General features: G+C 70.6%; 21 protein-coding genes and 3 tRNA genes. 10 read left to right on the top strand and 14 right to left on the bottom strand.

The window, feature by feature from the left end; translation table 11 throughout:
* Window positions 1–13: 13 nt before the first annotated feature.
* Entirely contained in the window at window positions 14–841 is an 828-nt protein-coding gene (gene rlmB / locus ASF18_RS18545; protein WP_082487712.1) for a 23S rRNA (guanosine(2251)-2'-O)-methyltransferase RlmB, read from the bottom strand.
* Window positions 842–993: 152 nt separating this feature from the next.
* Between rlmB and ASF18_RS18540 the strand changes: the two genes are divergently transcribed.
* Window positions 994–1,069: transfer RNA gene (locus ASF18_RS18540), tRNA-Glu, on the top strand.
* A gap of 260 nt (window positions 1,070–1,329) precedes the next feature.
* Here the strand turns inward: ASF18_RS18540 and ASF18_RS18535 are convergent.
* The 3 genes from ASF18_RS18535 to queA all read right to left on the bottom strand — a co-directional run bounded on the left by ASF18_RS18535 (window position 1,330) and on the right by queA (window position 3,839).
* A tRNA-Lys gene (locus ASF18_RS18535) sits at window positions 1,330–1,405 on the bottom strand.
* Between the two features lie 118 nt (window positions 1,406–1,523).
* Entirely contained in the window at window positions 1,524–2,696 is a 1,173-nt protein-coding gene (gene tgt, locus ASF18_RS18530; RefSeq protein ID WP_056353833.1) for a tRNA guanosine(34) transglycosylase Tgt, read from the bottom strand.
* Between the two features lie 57 nt (window positions 2,697–2,753).
* The gene (gene queA, locus ASF18_RS18525) at window positions 2,754–3,839 is read right to left on the bottom strand and encodes a tRNA preQ1(34) S-adenosylmethionine ribosyltransferase-isomerase QueA (protein WP_056353830.1); all 1,086 of its coding nucleotides are present in this window, start codon (window positions 3,837–3,839) and stop codon (window positions 2,754–2,756) included.
* Between the two features lie 181 nt (window positions 3,840–4,020).
* Between queA and ASF18_RS18520 the strand changes: the two genes are divergently transcribed.
* On the top strand, window positions 4,021–4,269 hold the full coding sequence (locus ASF18_RS18520; RefSeq protein WP_056353827.1) for a hypothetical protein: 249 nt from the start codon (window positions 4,021–4,023) through the stop codon (window positions 4,267–4,269).
* 119 nt (window positions 4,270–4,388) lie between these two features.
* Window positions 4,389–5,276: a cation diffusion facilitator family transporter gene (locus tag ASF18_RS18515; RefSeq protein WP_056211096.1), complete on the top strand. Its 888-nt coding sequence runs from the start codon at window positions 4,389–4,391 to the stop codon at window positions 5,274–5,276.
* Between the two features lie 60 nt (window positions 5,277–5,336).
* Here ASF18_RS18515 and lipB read toward each other — a convergent pair whose 3' ends face one another.
* Complete coding sequence (gene lipB / locus ASF18_RS18510) at window positions 5,337–6,002, bottom strand: lipoyl(octanoyl) transferase LipB (protein WP_156649937.1); 666 nt, start codon at window positions 6,000–6,002, stop codon at window positions 5,337–5,339.
* Window positions 6,003–6,142: 140 nt separating this feature from the next.
* On the opposite strand from lipB, the gene ASF18_RS18505 reads away from it, so the two are divergent.
* Together ASF18_RS18505 and ASF18_RS18500 are read left to right on the top strand one after the other, a co-directional pair.
* Window positions 6,143–6,448: a FliM/FliN family flagellar motor switch protein gene (locus ASF18_RS18505; protein WP_056211093.1), complete on the top strand. Its 306-nt coding sequence runs from the start codon at window positions 6,143–6,145 to the stop codon at window positions 6,446–6,448.
* 135 nt (window positions 6,449–6,583) lie between these two features.
* Window positions 6,584–6,668, top strand: a tRNA-Leu gene (locus tag ASF18_RS18500).
* Window positions 6,669–6,748: 80 nt separating this feature from the next.
* Here the strand turns inward: ASF18_RS18500 and ASF18_RS18495 are convergent.
* Complete coding sequence (locus ASF18_RS18495) at window positions 6,749–7,927, bottom strand: FAD-dependent monooxygenase (RefSeq protein ID WP_056353819.1); 1,179 nt, start codon at window positions 7,925–7,927, stop codon at window positions 6,749–6,751.
* A 371-nt stretch (window positions 7,928–8,298) separates the two neighbouring features.
* Between ASF18_RS18495 and ASF18_RS23850 the strand changes: the two genes are divergently transcribed.
* The gene (locus ASF18_RS23850; RefSeq protein WP_156649934.1) at window positions 8,299–8,508 is read left to right on the top strand and encodes a hypothetical protein; all 210 of its coding nucleotides are present in this window, start codon (window positions 8,299–8,301) and stop codon (window positions 8,506–8,508) included.
* A gap of 66 nt (window positions 8,509–8,574) precedes the next feature.
* Here ASF18_RS23850 and ribB read toward each other — a convergent pair whose 3' ends face one another.
* The 3 genes from ribB to ASF18_RS18480 all read right to left on the bottom strand — a co-directional run bounded on the left by ribB (window position 8,575) and on the right by ASF18_RS18480 (window position 12,040).
* Window positions 8,575–9,651: a 3,4-dihydroxy-2-butanone-4-phosphate synthase gene (gene ribB, locus ASF18_RS18490; protein WP_056211087.1), complete on the bottom strand. Its 1,077-nt coding sequence runs from the start codon at window positions 9,649–9,651 to the stop codon at window positions 8,575–8,577.
* Window positions 9,652–9,702: 51 nt separating this feature from the next.
* The gene (gene aroC, locus ASF18_RS18485) at window positions 9,703–10,806 is read right to left on the bottom strand and encodes a chorismate synthase (protein ID WP_056211085.1); all 1,104 of its coding nucleotides are present in this window, start codon (window positions 10,804–10,806) and stop codon (window positions 9,703–9,705) included.
* 94 nt (window positions 10,807–10,900) lie between these two features.
* Entirely contained in the window at window positions 10,901–12,040 is a 1,140-nt protein-coding gene (locus ASF18_RS18480) for an anhydro-N-acetylmuramic acid kinase (RefSeq protein WP_200917640.1), read from the bottom strand.
* A 134-nt stretch (window positions 12,041–12,174) separates the two neighbouring features.
* Between ASF18_RS18480 and tyrS the strand changes: the two genes are divergently transcribed.
* Window positions 12,175–13,473, top strand: a complete 1,299-nt coding sequence (gene tyrS, locus ASF18_RS18475) for a tyrosine--tRNA ligase (protein ID WP_056353815.1) — start codon at window positions 12,175–12,177, stop codon at window positions 13,471–13,473.
* Between the two features lie 891 nt (window positions 13,474–14,364).
* On the opposite strand, the gene ASF18_RS18465 is transcribed toward tyrS, so the two are convergent.
* From ASF18_RS18465 to ASF18_RS18450, 3 genes are all read right to left on the bottom strand, one after another.
* Window positions 14,365–14,565: a hypothetical protein gene (locus ASF18_RS18465; RefSeq protein WP_056272727.1), complete on the bottom strand. Its 201-nt coding sequence runs from the start codon at window positions 14,563–14,565 to the stop codon at window positions 14,365–14,367.
* 10 nt (window positions 14,566–14,575) lie between these two features.
* Window positions 14,576–14,818: a hypothetical protein gene (locus tag ASF18_RS18460; protein WP_056211076.1), complete on the bottom strand. Its 243-nt coding sequence runs from the start codon at window positions 14,816–14,818 to the stop codon at window positions 14,576–14,578.
* 446 nt (window positions 14,819–15,264) lie between these two features.
* Complete coding sequence (locus ASF18_RS18450; protein ID WP_082487710.1) at window positions 15,265–16,233, bottom strand: LysR family transcriptional regulator; 969 nt, start codon at window positions 16,231–16,233, stop codon at window positions 15,265–15,267.
* A 92-nt stretch (window positions 16,234–16,325) separates the two neighbouring features.
* Here ASF18_RS18450 and ASF18_RS18445 point away from each other — a divergent pair, with 92 nt between their 5' ends.
* The gene (locus ASF18_RS18445; protein WP_056353809.1) at window positions 16,326–17,216 is read left to right on the top strand and encodes an aldo/keto reductase family oxidoreductase; all 891 of its coding nucleotides are present in this window, start codon (window positions 16,326–16,328) and stop codon (window positions 17,214–17,216) included.
* A 45-nt stretch (window positions 17,217–17,261) separates the two neighbouring features.
* Here the strand turns inward: ASF18_RS18445 and ASF18_RS18440 are convergent, their stop codons facing one another.
* Window positions 17,262–20,711 (bottom strand): DUF3971 domain-containing protein, encoded by a 3,450-nt coding sequence (locus ASF18_RS18440; RefSeq protein WP_056353807.1) that lies wholly within the window; start codon window positions 20,709–20,711, stop codon window positions 17,262–17,264.
* A gap of 173 nt (window positions 20,712–20,884) precedes the next feature.
* Here ASF18_RS18440 and ASF18_RS18435 point away from each other — a divergent pair, with 173 nt between their 5' ends.
* Together ASF18_RS18435 and ASF18_RS18430 are read left to right on the top strand one after the other, a co-directional pair.
* The gene (locus tag ASF18_RS18435; protein ID WP_056211439.1) at window positions 20,885–21,352 is read left to right on the top strand and encodes a peroxiredoxin; all 468 of its coding nucleotides are present in this window, start codon (window positions 20,885–20,887) and stop codon (window positions 21,350–21,352) included.
* A gap of 98 nt (window positions 21,353–21,450) precedes the next feature.
* Window positions 21,451–22,671: a M23 family metallopeptidase gene (locus ASF18_RS18430; protein ID WP_056353804.1), complete on the top strand. Its 1,221-nt coding sequence runs from the start codon at window positions 21,451–21,453 to the stop codon at window positions 22,669–22,671.
* A 112-nt stretch (window positions 22,672–22,783) separates the two neighbouring features.
* Here ASF18_RS18430 and prfB read toward each other — a convergent pair.
* Window positions 22,784–23,912 (bottom strand): peptide chain release factor 2 gene (gene prfB, locus ASF18_RS18425; protein ID WP_156375915.1). Its coding sequence is split into 2 segments (ribosomal slippage): window positions 22,784–23,842 and window positions 23,844–23,912, totalling 1,128 coding nucleotides; the frame shifts between segments, so codons are not numbered across the junction.
* Window positions 23,913–24,141 lie beyond the last annotated feature (229 nt).

The following is a 24,141-nucleotide window of genomic DNA, read 5'->3' as shown; positions in this document are numbered from 1 at the left end:
GCCGAGGTGTGACTCAGCCGCGGGGGCTGAGGGCGTAGAGCGTGATCGCGGCGGCGTTCGAGACGTTGATGCTGCGGATTTCGCCGCTGAAGGGGATGCGGGCCAGCACGTCGCAGTTCTCGCGGGTGCGCTGGCGCAGGCCCTTGCCCTCGGCCCCGAGCACGATCACGGCCGGGCGCTTCGGGCCGATGGTGTCCAGTACGGTCTCGGCGTCGGAATCGAGGCCGATCCGGGTGAAGCCGCGCTTGCCGAGGTCGACCAGGGCGTCCGACAGGTTGCGGACCACGATCAGGGGCACGTGCTCCAGGCCGCCCGAGGCGGATTTGGCCAGCACGCCCGTGGCGTTGGGCGAGTGCCGCGCGGTGGTGATGATGCCCGCCACCCCGAAGGCGGCGGCGGTGCGCACGATGGCGCCGACATTGTGCGGATCGGTGATCTGGTCGAGGGCGAGGAGCAGCAGGTCGTCGCCCAGCTCGTCGAGATCCGGCCCCGGCAGGGGGGCGGCCTCCAGGTAGAGGCCCTGGTGCACGGCGTCGGGTCCGAGCAGCGCGTTGATCGCGCTCGGGCGCACCAGCTCGGGATCGATCCGCAGCGTCCCGATCTCCTCGGTGAGCCGGATCATGGCGTTCTCGGTGGCGAGCAGCCGGTGCAGCTTGCGCCCTTCGTTGGCCAGGGCCTGCGCCACCGGGTGCCAGCCGTAGAGGACGACGTGGTCGCCGGAAGCCGCCGCGACGCTCGCCGCGCCCCGCTGGTTCTGCGGCGGCCCGCGCCGGAAGGGACTGCGCGAAAAGCCGGGCTTGTTCGTCCTCGGCCCCGGCGGGCCGTCGCGTCGCGTGGTCATGCAGTCAGGTCCGCTCTCCGGCCGCCGGAAGGAGCGGTCCGCGTGTCCGCCCGACAAACCGGCCGGGGCTGCATTCGTCAAGCCGCAAACCCGCGGCGATTCCCCCGTTGCCCCCGCGCCCGAAGCCGCATATAGAACCGCTCACCGCAGCGGCGCCCTTCGTCTAGCGGTCCAGGACGTCGCCCTTTCACGGCGAAAACACGGGTTCGATTCCCGTAGGGCGCGCCAGCGATGTTTTCGCGGTCGATCTCCGATCGCCCCCGATCCGCTCGATCTTGCCCGCCTGCAACGATGCTCGAACGCCTCTTCGGGCATATCGGACCACCGGTTCCGCTTCTCTAACGATTCCCCCCGGCGAGGGGTCCCGTACGATCGCGGCCACGCAGTTTATCGGCTCGCTCATGCGCGGCGACGGGGCGTCACCATTCCTGCGGAGCCACGAGAAGCGGCGCCGCGCAGCGGATCACATTTCGAGATCTGGAAAGAGATGGTGAGCGCGCTGGGGCTCGAACCCAGGACCTACAGATTAAAAGTCCGTTGCTCTACCAACTGAGCTACGCGCTCGTGTGCGACGGGGCGTTGCGGCGCTCGGCGCCGCGCCGTGTCGAACAGCGTGGCTCGCAATAGGGGGTCGGCGGTATGGGGTCAACCGGCTTCGCGGTCGTCCCCCGGGGATGGTGCGTCAGGCCGCGGCGCGCTCGGCCTCGGCCCGGGTCCAGGCCGAGCGGGTCTCGTCGCTGAAATCGGCGAGGCGGCCCTGCGCGATGGCGGTGCGCAGGCCTGCCATCAGGTCCTGGTAGTAGGACAGGTTGTTCCAGGTGAGCAGCATCATTCCCAGGATCTCGTCGCTGCGCACCAGGTGGTGGAGGTAGGCCCGGGAATAGTCGCGGGCCGCCGGGCAGGACGAGGCCTCGTCCAGGGGGCGGGTGTCCTCGGCGTGGCGGGCGTTGCGCAGGTTGATCCGGCCGTGTCGGGTATAGGCGAGGCCGTGGCGGCCGGCGCGGGTCGGCATCACGCAGTCGAACATGTCGATGCCCCGGGCCACCGAGCGCATCAGGTCGTCCGGAGTGCCGACGCCCATGAGGTAGCGCGGCTTGCCCGCGGGCAGGTGCGGCTCCACGGTCTCGATCATCGCCAGCATCACGGCCTGGGGCTCGCCCACCGCGAGGCCTCCGATGGCGTAGCCCTTGAGGTCGAGGTCCACGAGGGCGCGGGCGCTCTCCACCCGCAGGGCCGGCACGTCGCCGCCCTGGACGATCCCGAACATCGCCTTGCCGGGCTGGGTGCCGAAGGCCACGCGGCAGCGCTCGGCCCAGCGCAGGGACAGGTGCATCGCCTTCTCGATGGCCGCGTGCTCGGCCGGCAGGCGGACGCACTCGTCGAGCTGCATCTGGATGTCGGAGCCGAGCAGGCCCTGGATCTCGATGGAGCGCTCCGGGCTCATGTGGTGGGTCGAGCCGTCCACATGGGAGCGGAAGGTCACGCCCTGCTCGTCCAGCTTGCGCAGGGCCGAGAGCGACATGACCTGGAAGCCGCCGGAATCGGTGAGGATCGGGTGCGGCCAGTTCATGAAGCGATGCAGGCCCCCGAGGCGGGCCATGCGCTCGGGACCGGGGCGCAGCATCAGGTGGTAGGTGTTGCCCAGGACCACGTCGGCCCCGAGTTCGCGGACCTGGCCCGGATACATCGCCTTCACGGTGGCGGCCGTGCCCACCGGCATGAAGGCCGGCGTCCGGATGGTGCCGCGCGGCATCGTGATCGCGCCGGTGCGCGCGGCCCCGTCGGTGGCGTCGACGCGGAAGGTGAATTCGGCGGGCAGGCCGGCGGATGCGGCGGGAGAGGCGGGCTCGGACATGGGCGCCGTCTTAGAGCCTCCGGCGCTTTCGAGGCAAACCCCGCGCGGGCCGGCCCCTCAGCCGCGCGCCGGAAACAGCAGGCTGGAATCGCCGTAGGAATAGAAGCGATAGCCCCCCGCGATGGCGTGCGCGTAGGCCGCCCGCATGGTCTCCAGGCCCGAGAAGGCCGAGACCAGCATGAACAGGGTCGAGCGCGGCAGGTGGAAGTTGGTCATCAGGGCGTCCACCGCGCGGATGCGCGTGCCCGGGGTGATGAAGATCTCGGTCTGGCCGGCGAAGGGGTGGAGGCGGCCCTCCCCGTCGGCCGCGCTCTCGAGGAGGCGCAGGGCCGTGGTGCCCACGGCGACGATACGCCCGCCCCGCGCCCGCACGCCGTTGAGGGCCTCGGCGGTGTCGGCGTCGAGGCGACCGATCTCGGCATGCATGCGATGGTCGGCGGTGTCGTCGGCCTTCACCGGCAGGAAGGTGCCGGCGCCCACGTGCAGGGTCACGGTGTGGCGGGCGATGCCGGCGGCATCGAGTTCGGCCAGCATCGCCTCGGAGAAGTGCAGGCCGGCGGTGGGGGCCGCCACCGCGCCGGGCTCGCGGGCATAGACGGTCTGGTAGTCGGTGGCGTCCTGCGCGTCGGTGGGGCGCTTGCCGGCGATGTAGGGCGGCAGCGGCAGGTCCCCGATGGCGGCGATGGCCTCGTCCAGGGCCGGTCCGGCGAGATCGAAGCGCAGGGTGATCTCGCCGCCCTCCCCCTTCGTCGCGATGGTGGCGTCGAGGCCGCCGAGGGCGCAGGGCGCGCTGGCACCGTGGCGGCCGAAGCTGACCCGGTCGCCGGCGGCGAGGCGCTTGCCCGGCCGGGCGAAGGCGCGCCAAGTGTCCGCCGCCTCGCGCAGGTGGAGCATCGCCTCCATCCGCAGGCCCGGCGAGCCCGGGCGATGGCGGACGCCGACGAGCCGCGCCGGGATCACCCGGGTGTCGTTGAAAACCAGGGCGTCGCCCCGGCGCAGGAGTTGCGCGAGGTCGCGCACCCGCCGATCCTCCAGGCCGTCGTCGGGCCGGACCACGAGGAGGCGCCCGGCATCGCGGGGCACCGGCGGCCTGAGGGCGATGCTGTCTTCGGGCAGCTCGAAATCGAAGAGATCGACGCGCATGCCGCGCCACCTGCCCGGTTTGCCCGCGCGGATCAATGGTCCGGCGCGCGTGCCCGGAACCCGGGACGGTCCTGCCGGTTCGCTGAGGGGCCGGGCCACCACCCGGCGCACCTGGATTCTCGTACTTCCGGTTGCGATAGTCCGACCCCCTCACGGTGAGATCGAGTCAGGAGTTCGAGGCATGAGCGACGGGACCCCCCGGCCGGTGCGGCCGGGCCGCGTGACCCTGGACGGGCAGCTGGTGACGTACTGGGAGCGGGAGGCGCAGCGCCTCGAGACGCTGGCCGATGCCGCGCGCTGGAACTGGAGCGCCCGCAGCTTCCGGCGCAAGGCCGAGCGCGCCCGGGCCGAAGGCGCGCGCTTCGCCGCCCGCGAGCGGGCGCGCAAGCCCGTGGCGCCGGACACGCCGGAGACCTCCGAGTCGGCATAGCCCCGGCTCAATCGTTCAGCGGCGGGTTCAACCTTTGCCGTGGCCTTGGCGCCGGGACGGGCGCTATGGCCGCGCGACCGGGCGTCGCTGCTGCGCCCGGGCCGAGACCGGACGTCGCCATGGACCGTACCCAGAAAGCTGCCCTCCTGAGCGCCGGCCTCGGCGCCCTGGTGATGGGCCTCAAGTTCGCCGCCTACTGGGTCACCGGCAGCCTCGCGCTGTACTCGGATGCCCTGGAGAGCATCATCAACGTGGTGGCGGCGGTGTTCGCCCTTGTCGCCCTGCGGGTCGCCGCCCGTCCGGCCGACGACGACCACCCCTACGGCCACCACAAGGCCGAGTACTTCTCCGCCGTGATCGAGGGCGCGCTCATCGTCGTGGCGGCGATCCTGATCCTGCGCGAATCCTTCCACGGGCTTCTCGACCCGAAGCCCCTCGACGCGCCGCTGACCGGCCTTCTCGTCAACCTCGTGGCCACCGCGATCAACGGCGCCTGGGCCGTGATCCTGCTGCGCCGCGGCCGGGAATGGCGCTCCCCCGCCCTGGTGGCGGATGCCCGGCACGTCATGGCCGACGTCGTCACCTCGGGCGGCGTGCTCGTCGGCGTCGCCCTGGTGGCGGTCACGGGCTACGCGATCCTCGATCCGCTCATCGCCGGGCTCGTCGCCCTCAACATCCTGTGGTCGGGCTGGGGCATGATCCGCGATTCGGTCAGCGGCCTCATGGACAAGGCGGCCCCCGGCGAGATGGTCGCGCAGATCCGCGCGCTCATCTCCCTCCACAGCACCGGCGCCCTGGAGGCGCACGACGTCCGCACCCGCCACGCGGGACAGGCCACCTTCATCGACTTCCACCTCGTGGTGCCGGGCACGATGACGGTGCAGGATTCGCACGCAATCTGCGACCGGCTGGAGGCCGCCATCGAGAACGCCATCGAGGGCTCCGTGGTGGTCATTCACGTCGAGCCGGGCGAGCACGCCAAGGGACGCGGCGTGCCGGTGATCTAGGGTCTGTCTCGTGGATTTGTTTTCTCGGAAGAACCGGTTTCCCCTCATCCCGGGCAAACTCTAGCCGAGGGACACCGTCTCGCCGAAGATCGCCTCGAAGGCGGCGCGCAGTTGCATGTCGACCTCGGGCATCGAGACGAGGTGGCCGAGATCGACGAGGCTGGTGACGCCGTGGCCGGCGATGCCGCAGGGGACGATGCCGGAGAAGTGCGACAGATCTGGCTCCACGTTGAGGCTGATGCCGTGGAAGCTGACCCAGCGTCGGACCCGGATGCCGATGGCGGCGATCTTGTCCTCGACCGCCGCCCCGCGCTCCGGTCGGCGGACCCAGACCCCGACCCGGTCCTCCCGTCGCTCGCCGCGCACGTTGAAGGCCTCCAGGGTCGCGATGATCCAGGCCTCCAGGGCGGCCACGTAGGCCCGCAGATCCCGGCGGCGCCGGTTGAGGTCGAGCATCACGTAGGCCACCCGCTGGCCGGGCCCGTGATAGGTGTACTGCCCGCCCCGGCCCGTCCGGTGCACGGGGAAGCGCCCGGGGGCGACGAGGTCGGCGTCCTGCGCCGAGGTGCCGGCCGTGTAGAGCGGCGGGTGCTCCAGCAGCCAGACCAGTTCCGGCGCCTGCCCCGCCGCGATCGCCTCGGCGCGCGCCTCCATGGCGGCTACGGCCTCCCCGTAGGGCACGAGCGCGTCGCTGACCCGCCAGTCCACCGGCGCCGCGCCGGCCATGGCCCGAAAGTCCCTCGGCGGGAGCGCCAGCCGGGTGGCGTTTAGGGTTTCGTTTACCAAGACTTCACCATCGCGCGTGGAAGGTGGACGGAGGGGCGGACGCCGCATCGCGCGCCGCCCCGGAGCGGGGGACGGGGCGCGTGGCGGTTCTGGAAGACCTGAAGGTCGATCTTAAGGTGGTGCTCGGCCGCAGTCACATGCCGCTGCACATGCTGCTGCGCATGGGCCGGGGCGCCGTGATCGAACTCGAATCCACCGAGTCCGATATGGTCGAGATCCTCGCCAACGACCACCCGATCGCGCGGGGCCAGATCGTCGTGACGGGCAACCGCATCTCCGTGGAAATCACCGAGCTGATCCGCAAGGCCGAGGTGGTGCGCCTGGCCGGGGTGACCATCGGCGAGGGCGCGGTCCCGGTCCTCGAAGGCGGTGTCGATTTTCTCTGATCCCGCCCTCGCGGCGCTTGTCGGACGGAAATCCCTCTGTTATTGGCTGCGCCGCGCCCCGAGAGATCGGCCGCCGCAGCCGAGTGAGACAGGATCTCCGGGCCCGGTGGCCGACGCGAACGGTGTGTTGACGATGCGGCCATGGCGGAATTGGTAGACGCGCTAGCTTGAGGTGCTAGTCCTGCAAGGGGTGGAGGTTCGAGTCCTCTTGGCCGCACCAACTCAACAGAGTTGGTGTCCCTTCCCGAACTGACGAGGTCGCTACCAGGCCTCCCCTTCTCCCTCCGACAATTCGTTCGATCAGGCGCCTTGTACCGGCGTGCCTCTTCCATCGCCCGTCCGCTCCCACACCGAGACCGGCTCGCGGAGGGGCGCATAGGCGGCGCGGTAGCTGCGTGGGCCGATGACGGGCAGCAGCCGGTTTCGCGCCCAGTCCGGCAGCGCGGCGGTGCGCGACAGGCGATCGGTCATGGCCTGGACATGGGCCACGCGGGGGCGACGCCGCGCCTCGTAGGCGAGGCCGACCGTGTTCCAATCCGCTTCGCGCGCCAGGAGGTCCGCGAGCACCAGGGCATCCTCCAGGGCGAGGGCGGCGCCCTGTGCCCAGACCGGCGCGGTGGCATGGGCGGCATCGCCGGCCAGGAGAACCCGGCCTTGGGTCCAGCGCGCGATCCGCACCTCCTCGAGTGGGGAATGATGGATCGCGTCGGGATGGACCAGCACTCGATCCAGGGTGTCCTGCACCAGGCGCGGGAAGGGGGCGAACACCCGGCGGACTTTCGCCAGATCCCGTTCGCCCGCCCCGGTTCGGCTGATCGAAACCCAGCCATAGACCGTACCGGTGTCGACCGGGATGAGCAGGAACAGGCCCCCCGCCCCCGCCCAGAGGGTCCACGCATTGATGCCGGGGTTTGGGGCCATGAAGCGCCAGCTGGCCTGTCCGAGCACGGCCGCGCGGGTCGCCTGTTCGCCGAACATGGAACGCCGGACCGTCGAGTGGACCCCATCCGCGCCGACGAGCAGGCCGCCCTGCTCCACCCCTCCTTCGCCAAGATCGACACTCACGCCCGACGCGGTCGCCCGGACCGCGCGGATCGTGCCGCCACGCCGGATCGCCTCCGGCGGGAGGTCCTGCCCCAGGAGGCGCTGAAGGTCAGAGCGGCGCAGGCAGCGCGGGCAGGCCGCCTCCCCCCAGAACGCCGCCTCGTCCACGGCGAACAGGAGCTGGCCGCGATGGGTGCGATATTCGCGGCGCCGGACGGGCGACCCGACGCGCTCCAGGGCGTCGCCCAGCCCGAGTTGCCCGAGGGCCTGCACCGCGTTGCCCGGGAGGTTGATGGCGAGCCCGCCATCCTCCGGCGCCGTGCGCCGCTCCAGGGCGAGGACGGGCACCCCGCGCCGGTGCAGGGCCCGCGCCGCCGCCAGTCCCGCGATGCCGCCGCCGGCGACGAGGACGCGCCCGCGCGCATCATCGATCATGAAGCCTCTCCGTTCGCGTCCCGACCGGCGCTGCGCACTCTGCACGCGCGCCACTGTGGCAAGGATACGTGCGCGCGAGAACCGCCTGCCGCGCCGGACCTTCCCGGTATGGGTTCGCCCTGTGCGGCGGGTTCCCGCGCAGGTCTGCCCTGTGCCAGACCGCCTTGTCCGGGTCGGGCATGTGCGAGACCGATACGCGCGGCCCGGCGCTTGCAAGCGAATCGCAGCAGGTCGAACGCGGGTGTCGGCGACGACGCTCCTTGCTGGCGGTTCTCGCCGCCGGCCCGCGGCGATGACGGAAAATGGGTGCCATCGCGACCGAAACTACGTAGGTTTGACGGAGACGCTCGCCGAGCGCAGAGGGAAGCGGAATGCGGTTGATCGAGGACGTGGATGCGAGAGGGGGGCGACGGCTCCTGCGCGGTGCCTACATCTGGTATCGCTTCACCATCCTCGCCGTTCGCGAGATCCTGACGCGCCGCGACACCGAGCACCACCGAGGCGGGGCCCCGTCCTACCCAGGACCGCATGCGGGATCCCACCCGCGCCGGCTGTCCTGGTCGAGCGGCCCCAAGCCCTGAGAGCCGGCCGACCCGATCCTCGGTGGGGTCGAGCAGCAATTGGATGCTCTCGCCCCCCGCGTCGGCTCAGCTCTCCAGGCGCTCGTCGCCCAGGAACTCGATCCCGAATCCCGAGAGTCCGACATAGGCGCGCGACGAGGTCGCGAGGTTGCGGATCGACGAGACGCCGAGATCGCGCAGGATCTGGGCGCCGAGCCCGACTTCGCGCCACTGCGCCACGCGCTGCGCCTCCGAACCCTCCTCGACGAAGGGCTTCAGGGGCACGCCGGCCGTGCCGTCGCGGAGGTAGACGAGGATGCCGCGGCCTTCCTCGGCGAAGCGGCGCATCACCGCCTCGATCTGGCGCCCGCCCTCGATGACGTCGGCCACCACGTTCGACCGGTGCAGGCGCACCAGCACGTCCTCGCCGTCGCCGATGCGGCCGTGGACGAAGGCGAATTGCTGCACGGTCTCGAACGGCGTCGTGTAGGCGTAGCCCGTCATCTCGCCGAACTCGGTCTTCACCGGGAAGGTGCCGACCCGCTCCACCAGGGTCTCGCGGGCCTGCCGGTAGGCGATCAGGTCGGCCACCGAGACGCGCTTGAGGTTGTGCAGCTCGGCGAAGGCCGTGATCTGCGGACCCTTCATCACCGTGCCGTCGTCGTTGGCGAGTTCGCAGATCACGCCCACTGGGGGTAGGTTCGCGAGCTTGCACAGGTCCACCGCCGCCTCGGTGTGGCCGGAGCGCATGAGCACGCCGCCATCCTTGGCGATCAGCGGGAAGACATGGCCGGGACGGACGAAATCGTCCTCGCCCATGTTGCCGTTGGCCAGCGCCCGCACCGTGTTGCAGCGCTGCTCGGCCGAGATCCCGGTGGTCAGCCCGTGCTTGGTGTCCACCGTCACCGTGAAGGCGGTACCGAGCGGCGCGTCGTTCGAGGCCACCATCGGGTCGAGGCGCAGGCGCCGGGCCTCGGCCCGGGTCAGGGGCGCGCAGACGATGCCGCAGGTGTTGCGGATGATGAAGGCCATCTTCTCCGGCGTGCAGAGCGCGGCGGCGACGACGAGGTCGCCCTCGTTCTCGCGGTCGTCGTCGTCGGTGACGACGACGATCTCGCCGCGAGCATAGGCCTCGATGGCCTCGGTGACGTGGGTGTGGGGCACGGGCTGTCTCTTGGCGTTTCGCGGATCGGACGACGGCGGGCGCGGGCAGGATCAGTCCCGCGCGCCGACCTGCCCCCGATGACGCAGATAGTGATCGGCGAGGACGCACGCCATCATGGCCTCGGCCACCGGTACGGCGCGAATGCCGACGCAAGGGTCGTGGCGCCCCTTGGTGACGAGGTCGACGTCGCGGTTGTCCCGGGAGACGCTCATGCGCGGCGTCAGGATCGAGGAGGTCGGCTTCACGGCGAAGCGGCAGACGATGGGCTGGCCGGTGGAGATGCCGCCCAGAACCCCGCCCGCATGGTTGGCGAGGAAGGTCGGGGCGCCGGCATTGCCCGAGCGCATCTCGTCGGCGTTCTCTTCGCCCCGCAGGGACGCGGCGGCGAAGCCGTCGCCAATCTCGACGCCCTTCACGGCATTGATCGACATCATGGCGGCGGCGAGATCCGCGTCGAGCTTGCCGTAGATCGGCGCGCCGAGACCGGGGGGTACGCCCTCGGCCACCACCTCGATCACCGCGCCGACGGACGAGCCGTCCTTGCGGATGCCGTCGAGGTAATCGGCATAGAAGGTCGCGGTCTCGGGGTCCGGACAGAAGAACGGGTTGGCGTTCACCGCCTCCCAGTCCCAGCGCGACCGGTCGACGGCGTGGGGGCCCATCTGCACGAGGGCGGCCCGGATCGTGACGCCGGCGGGCAGGACCTTGCGGGCGACGGCGCCCGCCGCGACCCGCGCGGCGGTCTCGCGCGCCGAGGAGCGCCCGCCGCCGCGATAGTCACGGATGCCGTACTTGGCCTCGTAGGCGTAGTCGGCATGGCCGGGCCGGTAGCTGTCCCGGATCTCGGAGTAATCCTTCGAGCGCTGATCGGTGTTCTCGATCTCCAGGGCGATCGGCGTGCCGGTGGTGAGCTGGACGCCGCCGGTGCGGTCGTCGGCGAAGACGCCCGAGAGGATGCGGACCTGGTCGGGCTCGCGCCGCTGGGTGGTGAAGCGCGACTGGCCGGGCTTGCGCCGGTCGAGTTCCGCCTGGATGTCCTCCGCCGACAGGGCGAGCCCGGGCGGACAGCCATCGACCACGCAGCCGAGGGCGACCCCGTGGCTCTCGCCGAAGGTGGTGACGCGAAACAGGTGTCCGAACGTATTGTGCGACATGGCGCTCCCGCTCTAGCGCGGGTTTGGCCCGAGGGCCAGCGCGGGGCCATGCGCCGGTCCGGGGGCGACCCTGCGCCAGGACACGCGCTGCGCCTCAGGCATCCGGCCGCGCGAGCACGCCGCCGGTGGTCGGCTCGCGCACGCCGGTGGTGGACGGGAAGGTGATCGGCAGGCCCTTGAGCGAGCGCACCGCGAGATGCGCGAAGGCCTGTGCCTCGAGATAGGCCGAGGACCAGCCGATGGCGTCCGCCGTCGTGATCTCGGCGCGCAGGTGGTAGTTCAGCAGGCGCACGAGCTCGCCGTTGCGGGCGCCGCCGCCGGCCACGATCCAGCGGGCCGGGATCTCGGGGGCGTGGTCGAGGGCGCGGGCCACCGCGCGGGCGGTGAAGGCCGTGAGGGTCGCGGCGCCGTCCTCCGTCGAGAGCTGGCCCGCGAGCTTGTGCGAGAACCAGTTGCGGTCGAGGGATTTCGGCGGCCGCCGGGCGAAGAACGGGTGGATCAGCAGCCAGGCCAGCAGCGGCTCGTCGGGGCGTCCGCGGGCGGCGGTGCGGCCGCCGTCGTCGAGGGGGCGGCCGGTGCGCTCCCGCATCCAGTCGTCGATCAGCGCGTTGCCGGGCCCCGTGTCGAACGCGATGACGTCGCCGTTCGCCGACAGGATGGTGGCGTTGGCGACCCCGCCGATGTTCAGGATGCCGAGGGCCCCCTCGAAGCCGGAGGCGCGGGCAAGGGCCTGGTGGAATACCGGGACCAGGGGGGCGCCCTGCCCGCCCGCCACCACGTCGGCGTGGCGCAGGTCCGACACCACGGCGATGCCCAGCCGCCGGCTCAGGGCCGCGCCGTCGCCGATCTGCACGCTCATGCGCTGGTCCGGCCGGTGCACCACGGTCTGGCCATGGAAGCCGATCACGTCGATGTCGGCCGGGGTGAGATGGTTGTCCGCCAGGAAGCTCTCCACCGCCTCGGCATGGGCGGCGGTGACGAAGGCCTCGGCCTCCGCCAGGCAGCCCGGCCGGTCCTCGCGGGCGGTGACCCCTTCCGAATCGATCAGCGCCTGGCGCAGCAGGGCCCGGTCCTCGTCCGAGTAGCCGCGATAGCCCGTCGGCCCGAGGGGCTCGAGGTAGCCGTTGTGGCTCTGGACCACCCGCACGGTCTCGCCGTCGGTCTCGATCAGGGCGACGTCGACGCCGTCGAGGGACGTGCCGCTCATCAACCCGATCGCGCGCATCATCGTCATGGTGCCCTCCCCGGGCCTTGATGCCCGTGCCTTCCGTCCGCAGCCCTGCTAAGAGCCGCCCCACATCCCGTGCGGTGCTATCACGCGGCCTTCAACGCTGTCCCGTGCCGCGATTCTCGAAACCGGAACCTCGCATGTCCTCCGACGCCCCCCAGGCTGCCGCCGCAAACGCACCCTTCCAGCCGCAATCCGATTTTCTGAAGGTCCTGACCGAGCGCGGCTACATCCACCAGGGGTCGGACCTCGCCGGCATCGATGCGGCCGCCCGCGAGGGCCGGCTGACGGCCTATGTCGGGTACGACTGCACTGCCGCCTCCCTGCATGTGGGCCACCTCCTCTCGATCATGATGCTGCACTGGCTCCAGGCCACCGGCGGCACGCCCATCACCCTGATGGGCGGCGGCACGACGCGGGTGGGCGACCCCTCGGGCCGGGACGAATCGCGAAAGATTCTCACCCTCGAGCAGATCGAGGAGAACAAGGCCGGCATCCAGAAGACCTTTTCACGGTTTCTCACGTTCGGTGACGGCGGCCAGGCTGCGACGATGGTCGACAATGCCGAGTGGCTGACCAAGCTGAACTACATCGAGATGCTGCGCGACATCGGGCGCCACTTCTCGGTCAACCGCATGATGTCGATGGACAGCGTGCGCATGCGCCTGGAGCGCGACCAGGAACTCTCGTTCCTGGAGTTCAACTACATGATCCTGCAGTCCTACGACTTCGTCGAGCTCAACCGTCGCTACGGCTGCGTGCTGCAGATGGGCGGCTCGGACCAGTGGGGCAACATCGTCAACGGCATCGATCTCGGTCGCCGCATGGGCACGCCGCAGCTCTACGGGCTCACCTGCCCGCTGCTGACCACCGCCTCGGGCGCCAAGATGGGCAAGACCGCCGCCGGGGCGGTCTGGCTCGATGCCGGGATGCTCAGCCCCTACGATTACTGGCAGTTCTGGCGCAACACCGAGGACGCCGATGTCGGCCGCTTCCTCAAGCTGTTCACCCTCCTGCCCATGGACGAGATCGCGCGCCTGGAAGCCTTGCCCGGCGCGGGCATCAACGAGGCCAAGAAGGTGCTGGCGACGGAGGCGACGGCCCTGATGCACGGCCGCGAGGCGGCGGACGCCGCCGCCGAGACGGCCCGCAAGACCTTCGTCGAGGGCACGGTGGCGCAGGACCTCCCGAGCATCACCGTCTCGCCCGAGCTCCTGGACGCCGGCCTCGGCGTCCTCTCGGCCTTCGGCCCGGACTACGCCAAGCTCCTGCCCTCCACCAGTGAGGGCCGCCGCCAGATCAAGAGCGGGGGCCTGCGCGTCAACGACGTGCCGGTGACGGACGAGCGGGCCGTCCTGCGCACGGCGGACCTCACCGCGGACGGCGTCATCAAGCTCTCGTTCGGTCGCAAGAAGCACGTGCTCGTCCGCGTCGCCTGAGAGCTGATCCGCCGTATCGGCCCGAGACCGTGCCCCGATCCTGGAAACCCCGGAGGTCCCCTGCCTTGGTCAGGACCGGGGGACGTGGCATGACGGGCCGATGCGCATTCCTTCGCTGCCAGACCATAGCGTGGCCGTCTCGGCCTGCCGGAGCGAGAAAGGTCGCTTTCGCTGGTCGGTCTGCACGACCGGCTATCACCCATACCGGTCCCCGAGCTCCTACCCGTCCGCGGCCCTCGCGCTCGCGGCGGGGATCTCGCACGCGCACGTTTTGGCCGAGCAGCATCCGATCCGCGCCCGGATCAACGACGGGAGCTGGCTCTAGGCGCGCGTTCGCGCCCGGCAGCGTCCGGGCGGCGGGATCCGACCCAATCTACAATAAGTGTAGGTGATCGATCGATCGAGGCGCATACTGCCCGCTGGGTAGGAATTTCTATGACAATCAAAGAACTCGTGCGTCGGCGTCGATCTTCGGCAGGACAGGCGGCCGTCGTCGGTGTGACGCGTGCTTTGGAGATGGCGTTTCCCATCATCGAGAACGAAGCGGGGCTCAATCGTATCGGTCGGGCCCTGGCCGCCCTCGTCGCGTTGGACGCCGTGGCAGAGCGCGTGGTCGCCGTCGAGGCGGCCTGAATGAGGGAAGTCTGATCGCGACGGACGTCGCCGGGTCGGACGCGATTGGCCACCGGGGCGGTGCGACGGCCGCTCGCCAGGCGTCTTCGCGCAACTTCAACAGATCACAGCCAAAACGCAGGCGATCCCCCGGACCGCATGCGTCCGCGCCCTCCGATCGGTCCGTCGGCGTCGTTCGCACCGAAGGTCGGCCCCAGAGCGCGCCTGTCGCTGAGCGCAGGACCGAGGCGTGGCGGGGATTCGGATCTCAAACCGGTATCAGTGTCTGAGCGAGGTGGCGCCGATGCAGGTTCCGATGATGAAGATGAGCGCCGCGGCACAGAAGTGCAGCGCGGGAGACGGTGTCCGGGAGAGCGTTGGCTCGGAATTTCCGGCCTGAGCACGGACCATCGTTGCGCCGATCGCCAGAGCGACCAGGGCGACCGCCACGTCGAGGGCCACTTCGAGGAATTCCTTCATCCAAGGTGCCCTAATCCCATTGCTGGCTGTCGAGGTTGCAAGCGCCGTTCGTCAGCTTGGCAATGGCCGACATGGCCTCATCGAGGCTCGGGTGCCGGAGCTTGATGGTCTGCAGGATCGTGCCCGGCTCCGGTTCGATGCTGACGGTATCCCCCGTCGCGCTTCTCCGGATCGTTCCCAGATCGCGACCCAGCCGATCCTTCAGGGACCAGACATCGACGTCCGATTTCATCGGCGTGAGGACGACATCCATCGGCGGTCCCTTAAAACACTGACCTGAGAGCACCGTCAGCCCTATCGGCGGTCGCTGACGCGCGAGATCCCACGTGAAAGATGCGCTCGGGGTCGGTCTCTGGCAATCATGGAAAGCAAACTTATTTCTATTTTAACGCGTAGGAGCTTTCGGAAACTCGTGTATGTTCGCCTAAATCTTGAAAAGGGCGAAACATGTTCCGAATTATTCTCCGTCACGAGACGTCGGCGCTTGGCTCGAAGGCTTGGACCGACGACCTGGACTCGGCGAAGTCTCATGTGAAGGCCCTGATCGACAAGCCGGGTACGGGCGTTCGACCCACATCCGCCGAGATCCGCGATGGCATCTCGCAGGCGATCGTCTACCGGTATCCCGCTCTCCCGTAGGGTCCGGTCGATCCCCGAGACGCTGGGGCACCGAGCCCGCGCACCGCGATCCCCCGTCCGTCACGAATCATCCCGAAGCGGGGTGCCAGGCGACGCCGGAGGATGGTTCGCCGCGAGATCTCCCCTGCGTCCAGGGCGGGGGGCGATGAAGTCCACGAAGGCGCGCAACGGCGCCGGCAGGTAGCGGCGCCCGGGATAGTACAGGAACGGCCCGGAGAACCGCTGCCACCAGGGCTCCAGCACGGGCTCCAGGGCGCCGCTGTCGAAATGCGGCTGGAGCCAGTCCTCGAAAAGGTTCAACAGTCCGACGCCGGCGACCGCCGCGTCGATGGCGAGTTCGGTCGCCGCCCCGACGCGCACGACCAGCGGCCCCGTCGGCTCGACCCGGACGATCTCGCCGGCGCGCTCGAATTCCCAGGCCGGCATGGCGCCGCTGGCGAAGCGGCCGCCGATGCAGGCATGGTCGAGGAGGTCGCGCGGGTGCTCCGGCCGGCCGTGCCGGTCGAGATAGGCCGGCGTCGCCGCCGTGGCGAAGCGCTGCTCCCGCGGGCCGATCGGGACCGCCACCATGTCCTGCTCCAGGCGCTCGTCGTAGCGGATGCCGGCATCGCAGCCGGCGGCCAGCACGTCGACGAAGCTGTCGTCGGCGATCACCTCCAGGCGGATGTCGGGATAGGCCGCCAGGAAGGGCGGGACGATCCGGGGCAGCACCAGCCGGGCCGCGCTCACCGGCACGTTGAGCTTCAGCGTGCCGGCCGGCCGATCGCGAAAGCCGTTGACCACGTCCACCGCCGCCGCGACCTCGCCGAGGGCCGGTTTCAGGCGCTCCAGAAGACGCAGGCCGGCCTCCGTCGGGACGACGCTGCGGGTGGTCCGGTTCAGGAGCCGGACTCCGAGGCGCGTCTCCAGGCGCCGCACCGCCTCGCTCAGTCCGGAGGCGCTGAGCCCGCTCGTGCGGGCACCGTCGCGAAAGCCGCCGGCTTCCGCCACGGCCACGAAGGCCGCGAGTTCCCCGAGATCGGTGCGCATCGTTCGTTTCCCCGCACGGCCCGTGCGCATTGTGCCGGATTATCGAGCGGGGCGGCAGGGGCTAGGTGGAGCTCAGCGCAGAGGAGTTTTCCATGAACGATCGCGACAGGGCGAAGGATCTCGACGGGGCCGGCACCTACCGGCTCGGCGACCGGACGGTGAAGCGGATGGGCTACGGTGCCATGCAGCTCGCCGGACCGCAGGTGTTCGGCCCCCCGAGGGACCGGGCTCGTGCTGTGGCCGTGCTGCGGGAGGCGGTGGCCTCCGGTGTGGATCACATCGACACGAGCGATTTCTATGGCCCCCACGTCACGAACCAGATCATCCGCGAAGCGCTGCGTCCCTACCCGGACGATCTCGTCCTCGTCACCAAGGTCGGGGCGCGGCGGGGACCGGACGCCTCCTGGAACCCGGCCGCCTCGGCCGAGGACCTGACGCGCGCCGTCCACGACAACCTGAGGAACCTCGGCGTCGAGGCGCTGGATGTGGTGAACCTGCGGATCATGTTCGACGCGCACGGTCCCGCCGAGGGCTCCATCGCGGAGCCCCTGGGCGTCCTGGTCGACCTGCAGCGCCAGGGACTCGTGCGCCGGATCGGGCTCAGCAACGTGACGCCGCGCCAGGTGGCCGAGGGGCGCGCGATCACGCCCATCGTCTGCGTGCAGAACGCCTACAACCTCGCGCAGCGGGCGGACGACGCGCTGGTCGACGACCTTTCCGCCGCTGGCATCGCCTACGTGCCCTTCTTTCCGCTGGGCGGCTTCAGCCCGCTCCAGTCGACGACGCTGTCGGCCGTCGCCGCGCGCCTCGGCGCGACCCCGATGCAGGTCGCCCTCGCCTGGCTCCTCGCCCGGGCGCCCAACATCCTGCTGATCCCCGGCACGTCGTCGCCGGAGCACCTGCGCGAGAACATGGCGGCCGCCGGTCTGTCCCTGCCGGCGGACGCGCTGGCGGAGCTCGACGGGATCGCGGGCGCGGGCTGACCATGGGGATCCCGGAGCGGGGTCGCGCGCAGGACGGCGAGCCCCTCAGCGCTCGGTCTCGCTCATCGGCGCGCCCGCAGCGAGGCCGTCATTGCCGCCGCCCGCGCTGAACAGCTTGCGCAGGATGCCGGGGGCGAGGGCCGAGAGCGGGTTCACGCTCACGTCCGGCTTGGCGAGGCGGCCGGACACCCGGAAGTTCAGGGCGAACAGGCCCTCGTTCCGGCCGCCACCGAGGAGCTGGCCGAGGATCGGCAGCTGGGAGACGACGTTGTTCAGGCCGTAGAGCGGCACGAAGGTGCCGTTGATGTCGGTGCGCTCCTTGGCGGTGTCGAGGAAGCCCGTCATGGTGAAGCCCATGGCGGGGTTCGAGATCGCCGCGTCGCTGATGTCGATCCGGCTGCCCGTGCGGGTGAAGATCGCCCGCAGGCGGTCGAACTCCACGTCGTTGCCGGCATTCTGCACGACGTATTTCCGGCCGCGGGAATCCACGACCTCGCTGGTGGCCGGCCCCTGCGCCATGATGCTGGACAGGGCCGGCTCGTTGCGCAAGATGAAGTTGCGGATCTGGACGGAGCCCGGCTGCGGCCCGTCGTTCAGGGCGCTCGTCATGATCAGCTTGCCGCCGTACATCCGCTTGTAGATGTCGGCGAAGCGCAGGGTCGAGCCGGCATCCAGCGTCTCGATGGTGACGCTCGAGGCGCCGCGATCGGTGTGGGTCACCTGCGCCGAGAAGGGCGCGCTGCTGAACTTGCCCTGGACGCGCCCGCTTCGCAGGTCGCGGCCGCGCAAGGAGAGCTTGGCGCTGGCATTGGTCAGGGATTCCCCGTTGAAGCCGCTGACGATGCCGAGGCTGAGATCGGCCTCGACATCCTTCGGGTTCGCATCCCGGGGCCCCTTGACGTCGGGCCCGCCGAGTCCGCGCAAGAACGGGCGCGCATCGGCCACGGCGCCCCGGACGGCGACCCGATAGGCATTGCCGCCGGTGCGGTCGACCTGGACGCGCATGTCGTCCCCGGGCGAGAGCTTCAGCGCCGTCAGATCCGCGCGCTCCAACCCCCCGTCGCCGTTGAGGCTGGCGCTGCCGCGCGCCATCAGCGGTCCCGCGTCGACGACGAGATCGCGCAGGTCCTGGTTGCCGTTCGCCCCCTCGCTCACGGTGAAGCTCGCGCGTCCGGCCTTGCCGACGGCCTTCGTCACGCCCGGCAGGAGCCCGTCGCTCCCCATCCGGGTGAGGTCGGCCTCCACGCGGATCGGGGGCTTGCCCGGTCCGGTCCGGCCGATCGGCAAGGTCAGGCGGACCGGGATGGTGCCGGTGATCTGGGGCGCCACCGGCAGGCCCTTGCGGGCCCGCAGGGCGTCGTCGATGGCCAGGCCGATATTCACCTCGCCGGGCGCGCCGGCCTTGGGCTGGCGCAGGTCCACCGTGATCGGCGTACCCATGACGCGGCCGTCGCCCTTGAGCGAGAAGGCGCCCCGCTCGCATAGGACAGTGAAGCGTCCGCCCTCGAGCCGCTCCTTCCCGAACACCTTGTCGACCGCGATGTCCGACAGGGTCCCGGTGATGCTCACCGGCAGGTCCGGCAGGTCGGGGATGTGCTTCAGGTTGAGGGGGAAGTCGATGCGCAGGTCCGCGGCGCCCTTCACCGTCCCGGGATCGAGATCGAGGCCCGTGAGGGTCTTGAACATGTTGGTCTGCAGCAGCGAGACCAGGGCGTCGGCGCCGCCGCTGAGGCGCAGCCCGATCTGCGCCGTCACCGTGTCGGGGGTGATCTTGGGGATCACGAAGGATCCATCCGAGATCGACAGGGTCCGGTTGTCCGCCATGCGGACATCGGCGGTGACGTTGCGGATCTTGGTCGTTTGTCCGGTGATCGTGCCGGTCACTCGCCCCCGCGTGAGCGGCGGCGAGTCGGGCACCACGATCAGGGTGGCATCGGAGACCGCGAAATCGATATGGACCGCGTTGTCGGGCATCGGCTCGCCGCGGGTGGCGGCGGCGAGTTCCGAGCCGCTCATGTCCACGGTGATGTCGACCGCGTTGACCTTTCCGCCGCGCAGGTTGTCCACGAGGTAGTTGCGGGCGGGCGGCGCCACGTGCTCGGGCCAGAGGCGCAGCGCCATGCGCCCGTCGGTGTCGACGGCGACGATGTGCAGGGTCAGCCCGTCATCGTCGGCCGAGGTCCCGATGGTCCCGGTGATCCGGCCGTTGGCGGCACCGGCCCGGACCGAGAAGTCGTCGATGACGATCCCGCCGGCCTTGCCGGTGAGATGGGCCGAGACCTTGTCGAGGCCGACGGGTTTGTCGGCCGCATTGGCCCCGCGCAGTACCGCATCCTTGCCCGCCAGTTCCAGGGTCCAGGCGGAATCCGCGCCCGCGGGCGCCGCGGTCCAGGCGCCGGTGAGGTGCACCGCGTTGCCGGCCCCGCGATAATCGATGGCGTCGAGCTTCATCGCCCGGCCGGCCTCGTCCCAGCTCACCGCGGCCGCGAGGCTGTCGATGGTGACCGGGTTGAAGTCCTTCTCCTCGATCAGGACGTTGCCGCCGCCGGTGCGGATCTCGGCCGTCATCGTCTCGATGCGCCCGGCATCGATCGCCACGTCGGCCCTGGCCGAGAGCTTGAGGTCGGTGTCTACCGGCAGCTTCGACTGGCCGGACAGGAGGAGGAGGTCGCTGATCGGCAGGTCGTCGAGGGTGATGATGCCGGTGCGCTTGGTGCCCCCGGCCTCGTGCAGGTCGCCGCCGAAGCGCCATTCCCCGTGCGGCCCGTCGATGCGCAGTTCGAAGACCCGGGCGTCGCGCACGGCATCGCGGCGGAACAGGCCGTTGACGTGCTCGAACACGGCGCGCTGGCGGGCATCGTCGTCGATGAGCGTGAGGCGTCCGTTGGTGATCCGCGCCCGGTCGAGGGCGCCGATGACGCCGGCGGAATCGAGCACCACCCCGAAGATCGAGGCGACGCTGGCGGAGATCGGCGAGACGTGGCCCGCCGCGGCATCGACGCTCGGCAGCGTGTGGGGCACCACCGCGCTGCCCGGGCTGCTGTCGGAGGCCGCGAAGGCGATGCTGCCGTTGCGGTGGACCAGGGCCGTCATCTGCAGGTCCCGGAACTCGATGGCCCGCGGCTGTACCGCGAGGCGCAGGAGGCTCCAGGTGTCGAGGCTGACTACGGCCAGGGGCGCCCGGACCACGAGGGCGCCCTCGGGATTGTGGATGTCGAGACCGGCGACGCGCAGGGCCAGGGACTGCTCCGCATCGAGCTCCAGGGCGCTGTCGCTGAGAGCGACGCGCCAGCCGGGACCGATGCTGCCGGCGATGGCCGAGGCCACGCGCTCCGACATGCCGTCGATGCGCAGGGGACCCATCGAGAGGCGGCCGATGACTCCGCCGACGGCGACCGTCAGGCCGACCACCAGGGCGGCCGCAATCCAAAGCAGCGGCCGCCGCCGTGCGGCGGGCCGCGCGGGCCGCGAACCTTTGGCCGTTTCCTGGTCCATCAATCCTTGTGCCGCTGGATCGGAACGTCCCCTCGGGCTATCGAGCGGCAGTCCTACGGGTTTCTGCTTGCGCGGGTCTTTGGCGTTCGTCGGTCCTGGTGCGCCGGGGCGTGGAACTCCCGTCGCGGTGCAACGCCAGAGGCACACCATCAATCGGCCGAAAGGAAGGCATGATGCCCCTCGATACCGGAGATCAGGCGCCCGACTTCACCCTGCCGGGCGCCGGCGACGAGACGATCAGCCTCGGGGACCTGTCGGGCCGCAAGGCGGTCCTGTACTTCTACCCCAAGGACGACACGAGCGGTTGTACCCTGGAGGCGCAGGGCTTCAACGCCCTCGGCCCCGACTTTGCCGCGGCTGACACCATCGTGATCGGGGTGTCGCCGGACTCGGTGAAGAGCCACGACAAGTTCCGCGCGAAGTACGCCCTCACCTTTCCGCTGGCCTCCGACGAGGGCAAGGCCATGCTCGAGGCCTATGGCGTGTGGGTCGAGAAGAGCATGTACGGCCGGAAATACATGGGCGTGGAGCGCACGACGATGCTCCTGGACCGCGCGGGTCGCATCGCCCGGATCTGGCCGAAGGTGAAGGTGCCGGGCCATGCCGAGGCGGTGCTGGCCGCCGCCCGCGATCTGGCCTGAGGACTGGATTCCGTATGATGAATCGTCGGGGCTGCGCCTTGGCGGTTCGTTAACCCTGATCCGGGCAGGGTGACGCGGTGGATCAGGTCACGCGTCCCATGCCATCGTCTTCCCGGAAATCCTCCTCGACGGCGAACCGCGTCGTCCCCGCCGGCCCGGCTTCGGCGCTGCGGTCCCGCCTCCTCGCCGGAGCGCTGGCCGTCGCCGTCGCCTGGGCCGGCGGGGCGACGTACTACCTCGTCTTCCACGACGAGGTGCTGGCCCGCTTCGTCTCGCAGCAGAGCGCCCTCCAGTACGGCTACGAGGAGCGGATCGGCACCCTGCGCCTGCAGCTTGACCGGGTGACTATGGAGCAGGCGGCGTCGCGCGACGGCCTCGCCCAGCGCATGGCCGAGCTCGCGCGCCGGCAGGCCGCGCTTGAGGCCCGCCAGGCCGCCATCGCCACCCTCGCGGGCGATCCCGGCGCCGCGACGCTGGCCGCCCCCGTGAGCGAGGCGCCCGAGCCCGCGATCAAGGGCCCGTCCACTTCCCTGCCGGGCACCCTGTCAGGCGCCAAGCCCTTCCCGACCCCCGATGCGCTCCAGCTCAGGACCGCCGCCGACCCCGCCTCCGGGCGACAATCCGCCCGCGCGGTCGAGGGAAGGGTCGCGGCCCTGGAGCAGCGCCTGGACGGCCTTGCCGAGGCGCAGTCCCGCGTGCTCGCCACAATCGGCGCGCGGGCCGGCAAAGGCGCCCAGCGCCTGCGCGGCCTCGTCGCCCGCCTCGGTCTCGATCCCGCCCGCTACGAGCACGAGCGTCCGGCCGGGATCGGTGGGCCGCTGGTGCCCCTGAGCGGCGACGCGTTCGCCCTGTCCCTGTCGGAGGTTCAGCGCTCCCTGGCCGAGGAGGCGCATCTGCGCCGGATCACGGCGGCCCTCCCCGTGCGCCGTCCGCTCTCCGGGGACCTCAGCCTGTCCAGCAATTTCGGCCCCCGCCTCGATCCGTTCACCCGCGGCTACGCCATGCATACCGGCATGGACATGCGGGCGGAGACCGGAGAGCCGGCCCGCGCCACGGCGGCGGGGCGCATCACGGTGGCCGAGTACAATGGCGGCTACGGCAACATGGTCGAGGTCGATCACGGCCACGGCCTCGTGACGCGCTACGCCCATCTCTCGGCCTTCGACGTATCGCCGGGCCAATGGGTCGAGCCGGGCACGATCGTCGGACGCGTGGGCTCCACCGGCCGCTCCACCGGCAGCCACCTGCATTACGAGACCCGCATCGACGGCGAGCCGGTCGACCCGGTGCGCTTCCTCAGGGCCGCCGACGCGCTCTGACCGATCCTCCGCCGGCCCCGCTTCGCGTCGGGATTCCCCGACGAGGGAGCCGGCGCGGCGTTTTCCCGAAGCCGGGAAACGCCGTTCGACCACCCGGGAGCGGGCGCGCGCGCTACTCGATGTCCTCGACCACATCCGCCCCGCCATAGACGCGCTGGGCGAGGGACGCTTCCATGAACGGATCGAGGGAGCCGTCCAGCACCGCATCAGGATCGGTGGACTGGGTGCCGGTGCGCAGGTCCTTCACGAGCTGGTAGGGCTGCAGCACGTAGCTGCGGATCTGGTGACCCCAGCCGATGTCGGTCTTCGCGGCGGCCTCGGCACTGGCCTTCTCCTCCCGCTTCTTCAGCTCGGCCTCGTACATGCGGGCGCGCAGCATGTTCCAGGCGGTGGCCCGGTTCTTGTGCTGCGAACGCTCCTGCTGGCACGCCACCACGATGCCCGTCGGAATGTGCGTGATGCGCACCGCCGAATCGGTGGTGTTGACGTGCTGGCCGCCCGCGCCCGACGACCGGTAGGTGTCGATGCGGCAGTCCGATTCCTTGATCTCGATCTCGATCCGGTCGTCGATGACCGGATAGACCCAGACGCTGGCGAAGCTGGTGTGGCGGCGCGCGCTCGAATCGTAGGGCGAGATCCGCACCAACCGGTGCACGCCGGACTCGGTCTTGAGCCAGCCATAGGCGTTGTGGCCCTTGATCAGGAGCGTGGCGCCCTTGATCCCGGCCTCGTCGCCATCCGACCACTCGACGATCTCGACCTTGTACTTCCGGCGCTCGGCCCAGCGGCCATACATGCGCTGAAGCATGTTGGCCCAGTCCTGGCTCTCGGTGCCGCCGGCGCCGGAATGGACCTCTAGGTAGGTGTCGAAGCCGTCGGCCTCGCCGGAGAGCAGCGTCTCGATCTGGCGCCGCGCGGCCTCCTTCTCGACGGCGCGCACGCCCGCCTCGCCCTCCTGGATGGTGGCCTCGTCGCCCTCCATCTCGCCGAGTTCGATCAGCGTGTGGGCGTCCTCGAGGTCCTGGCTCAGCTTCTTGATCGCGTTGACCGCGTCATCGAGCTGGGTGCGCTCGCGCATGACCTTCTGGGCGGCCTCGGCGTCGTTCCAGAGCTCGGGATTCTCGGAAGCCGCGTTCAGCTCCGCGAGGCGTTTCTCGACGGTATCCCAGTCAAAGATGCCTCCTCAGCAGTCCGATCGACTGCTTGGCGGCATCCGAGAGTTGTTCGATCTCGGCGCGCATCTGGTGTTTCGGGCTCGTGTGTTCGGGGTGTGGGACCGGGTGATACCGGGCCGGCCGGATGGTGTAAACGCCGGGGAGCGAAACCGAGGCTGCGACGCGCCTCCGGTCGGCGCGCCGGCGCAAGGGGGGCGAGCCCGCACGTGGCTCCGCCTGCTCCCCGGCATCGGTCGTGACGGAAGGCGGATCGGTCCCCTGGGACGCGATGACCCCAGGCAGTGCCGCCGGGCCG

The sequence above is a fragment of the Methylobacterium sp. Leaf89 genome (genome assembly GCF_001422215.1).
GTDB lineage: Bacteria > Pseudomonadota > Alphaproteobacteria > Rhizobiales > Beijerinckiaceae > Methylobacterium.
The sequence above is the reverse complement of the archived record's forward strand: the minus strand, read 5'-3'. Positions and strand labels throughout refer to the sequence as shown.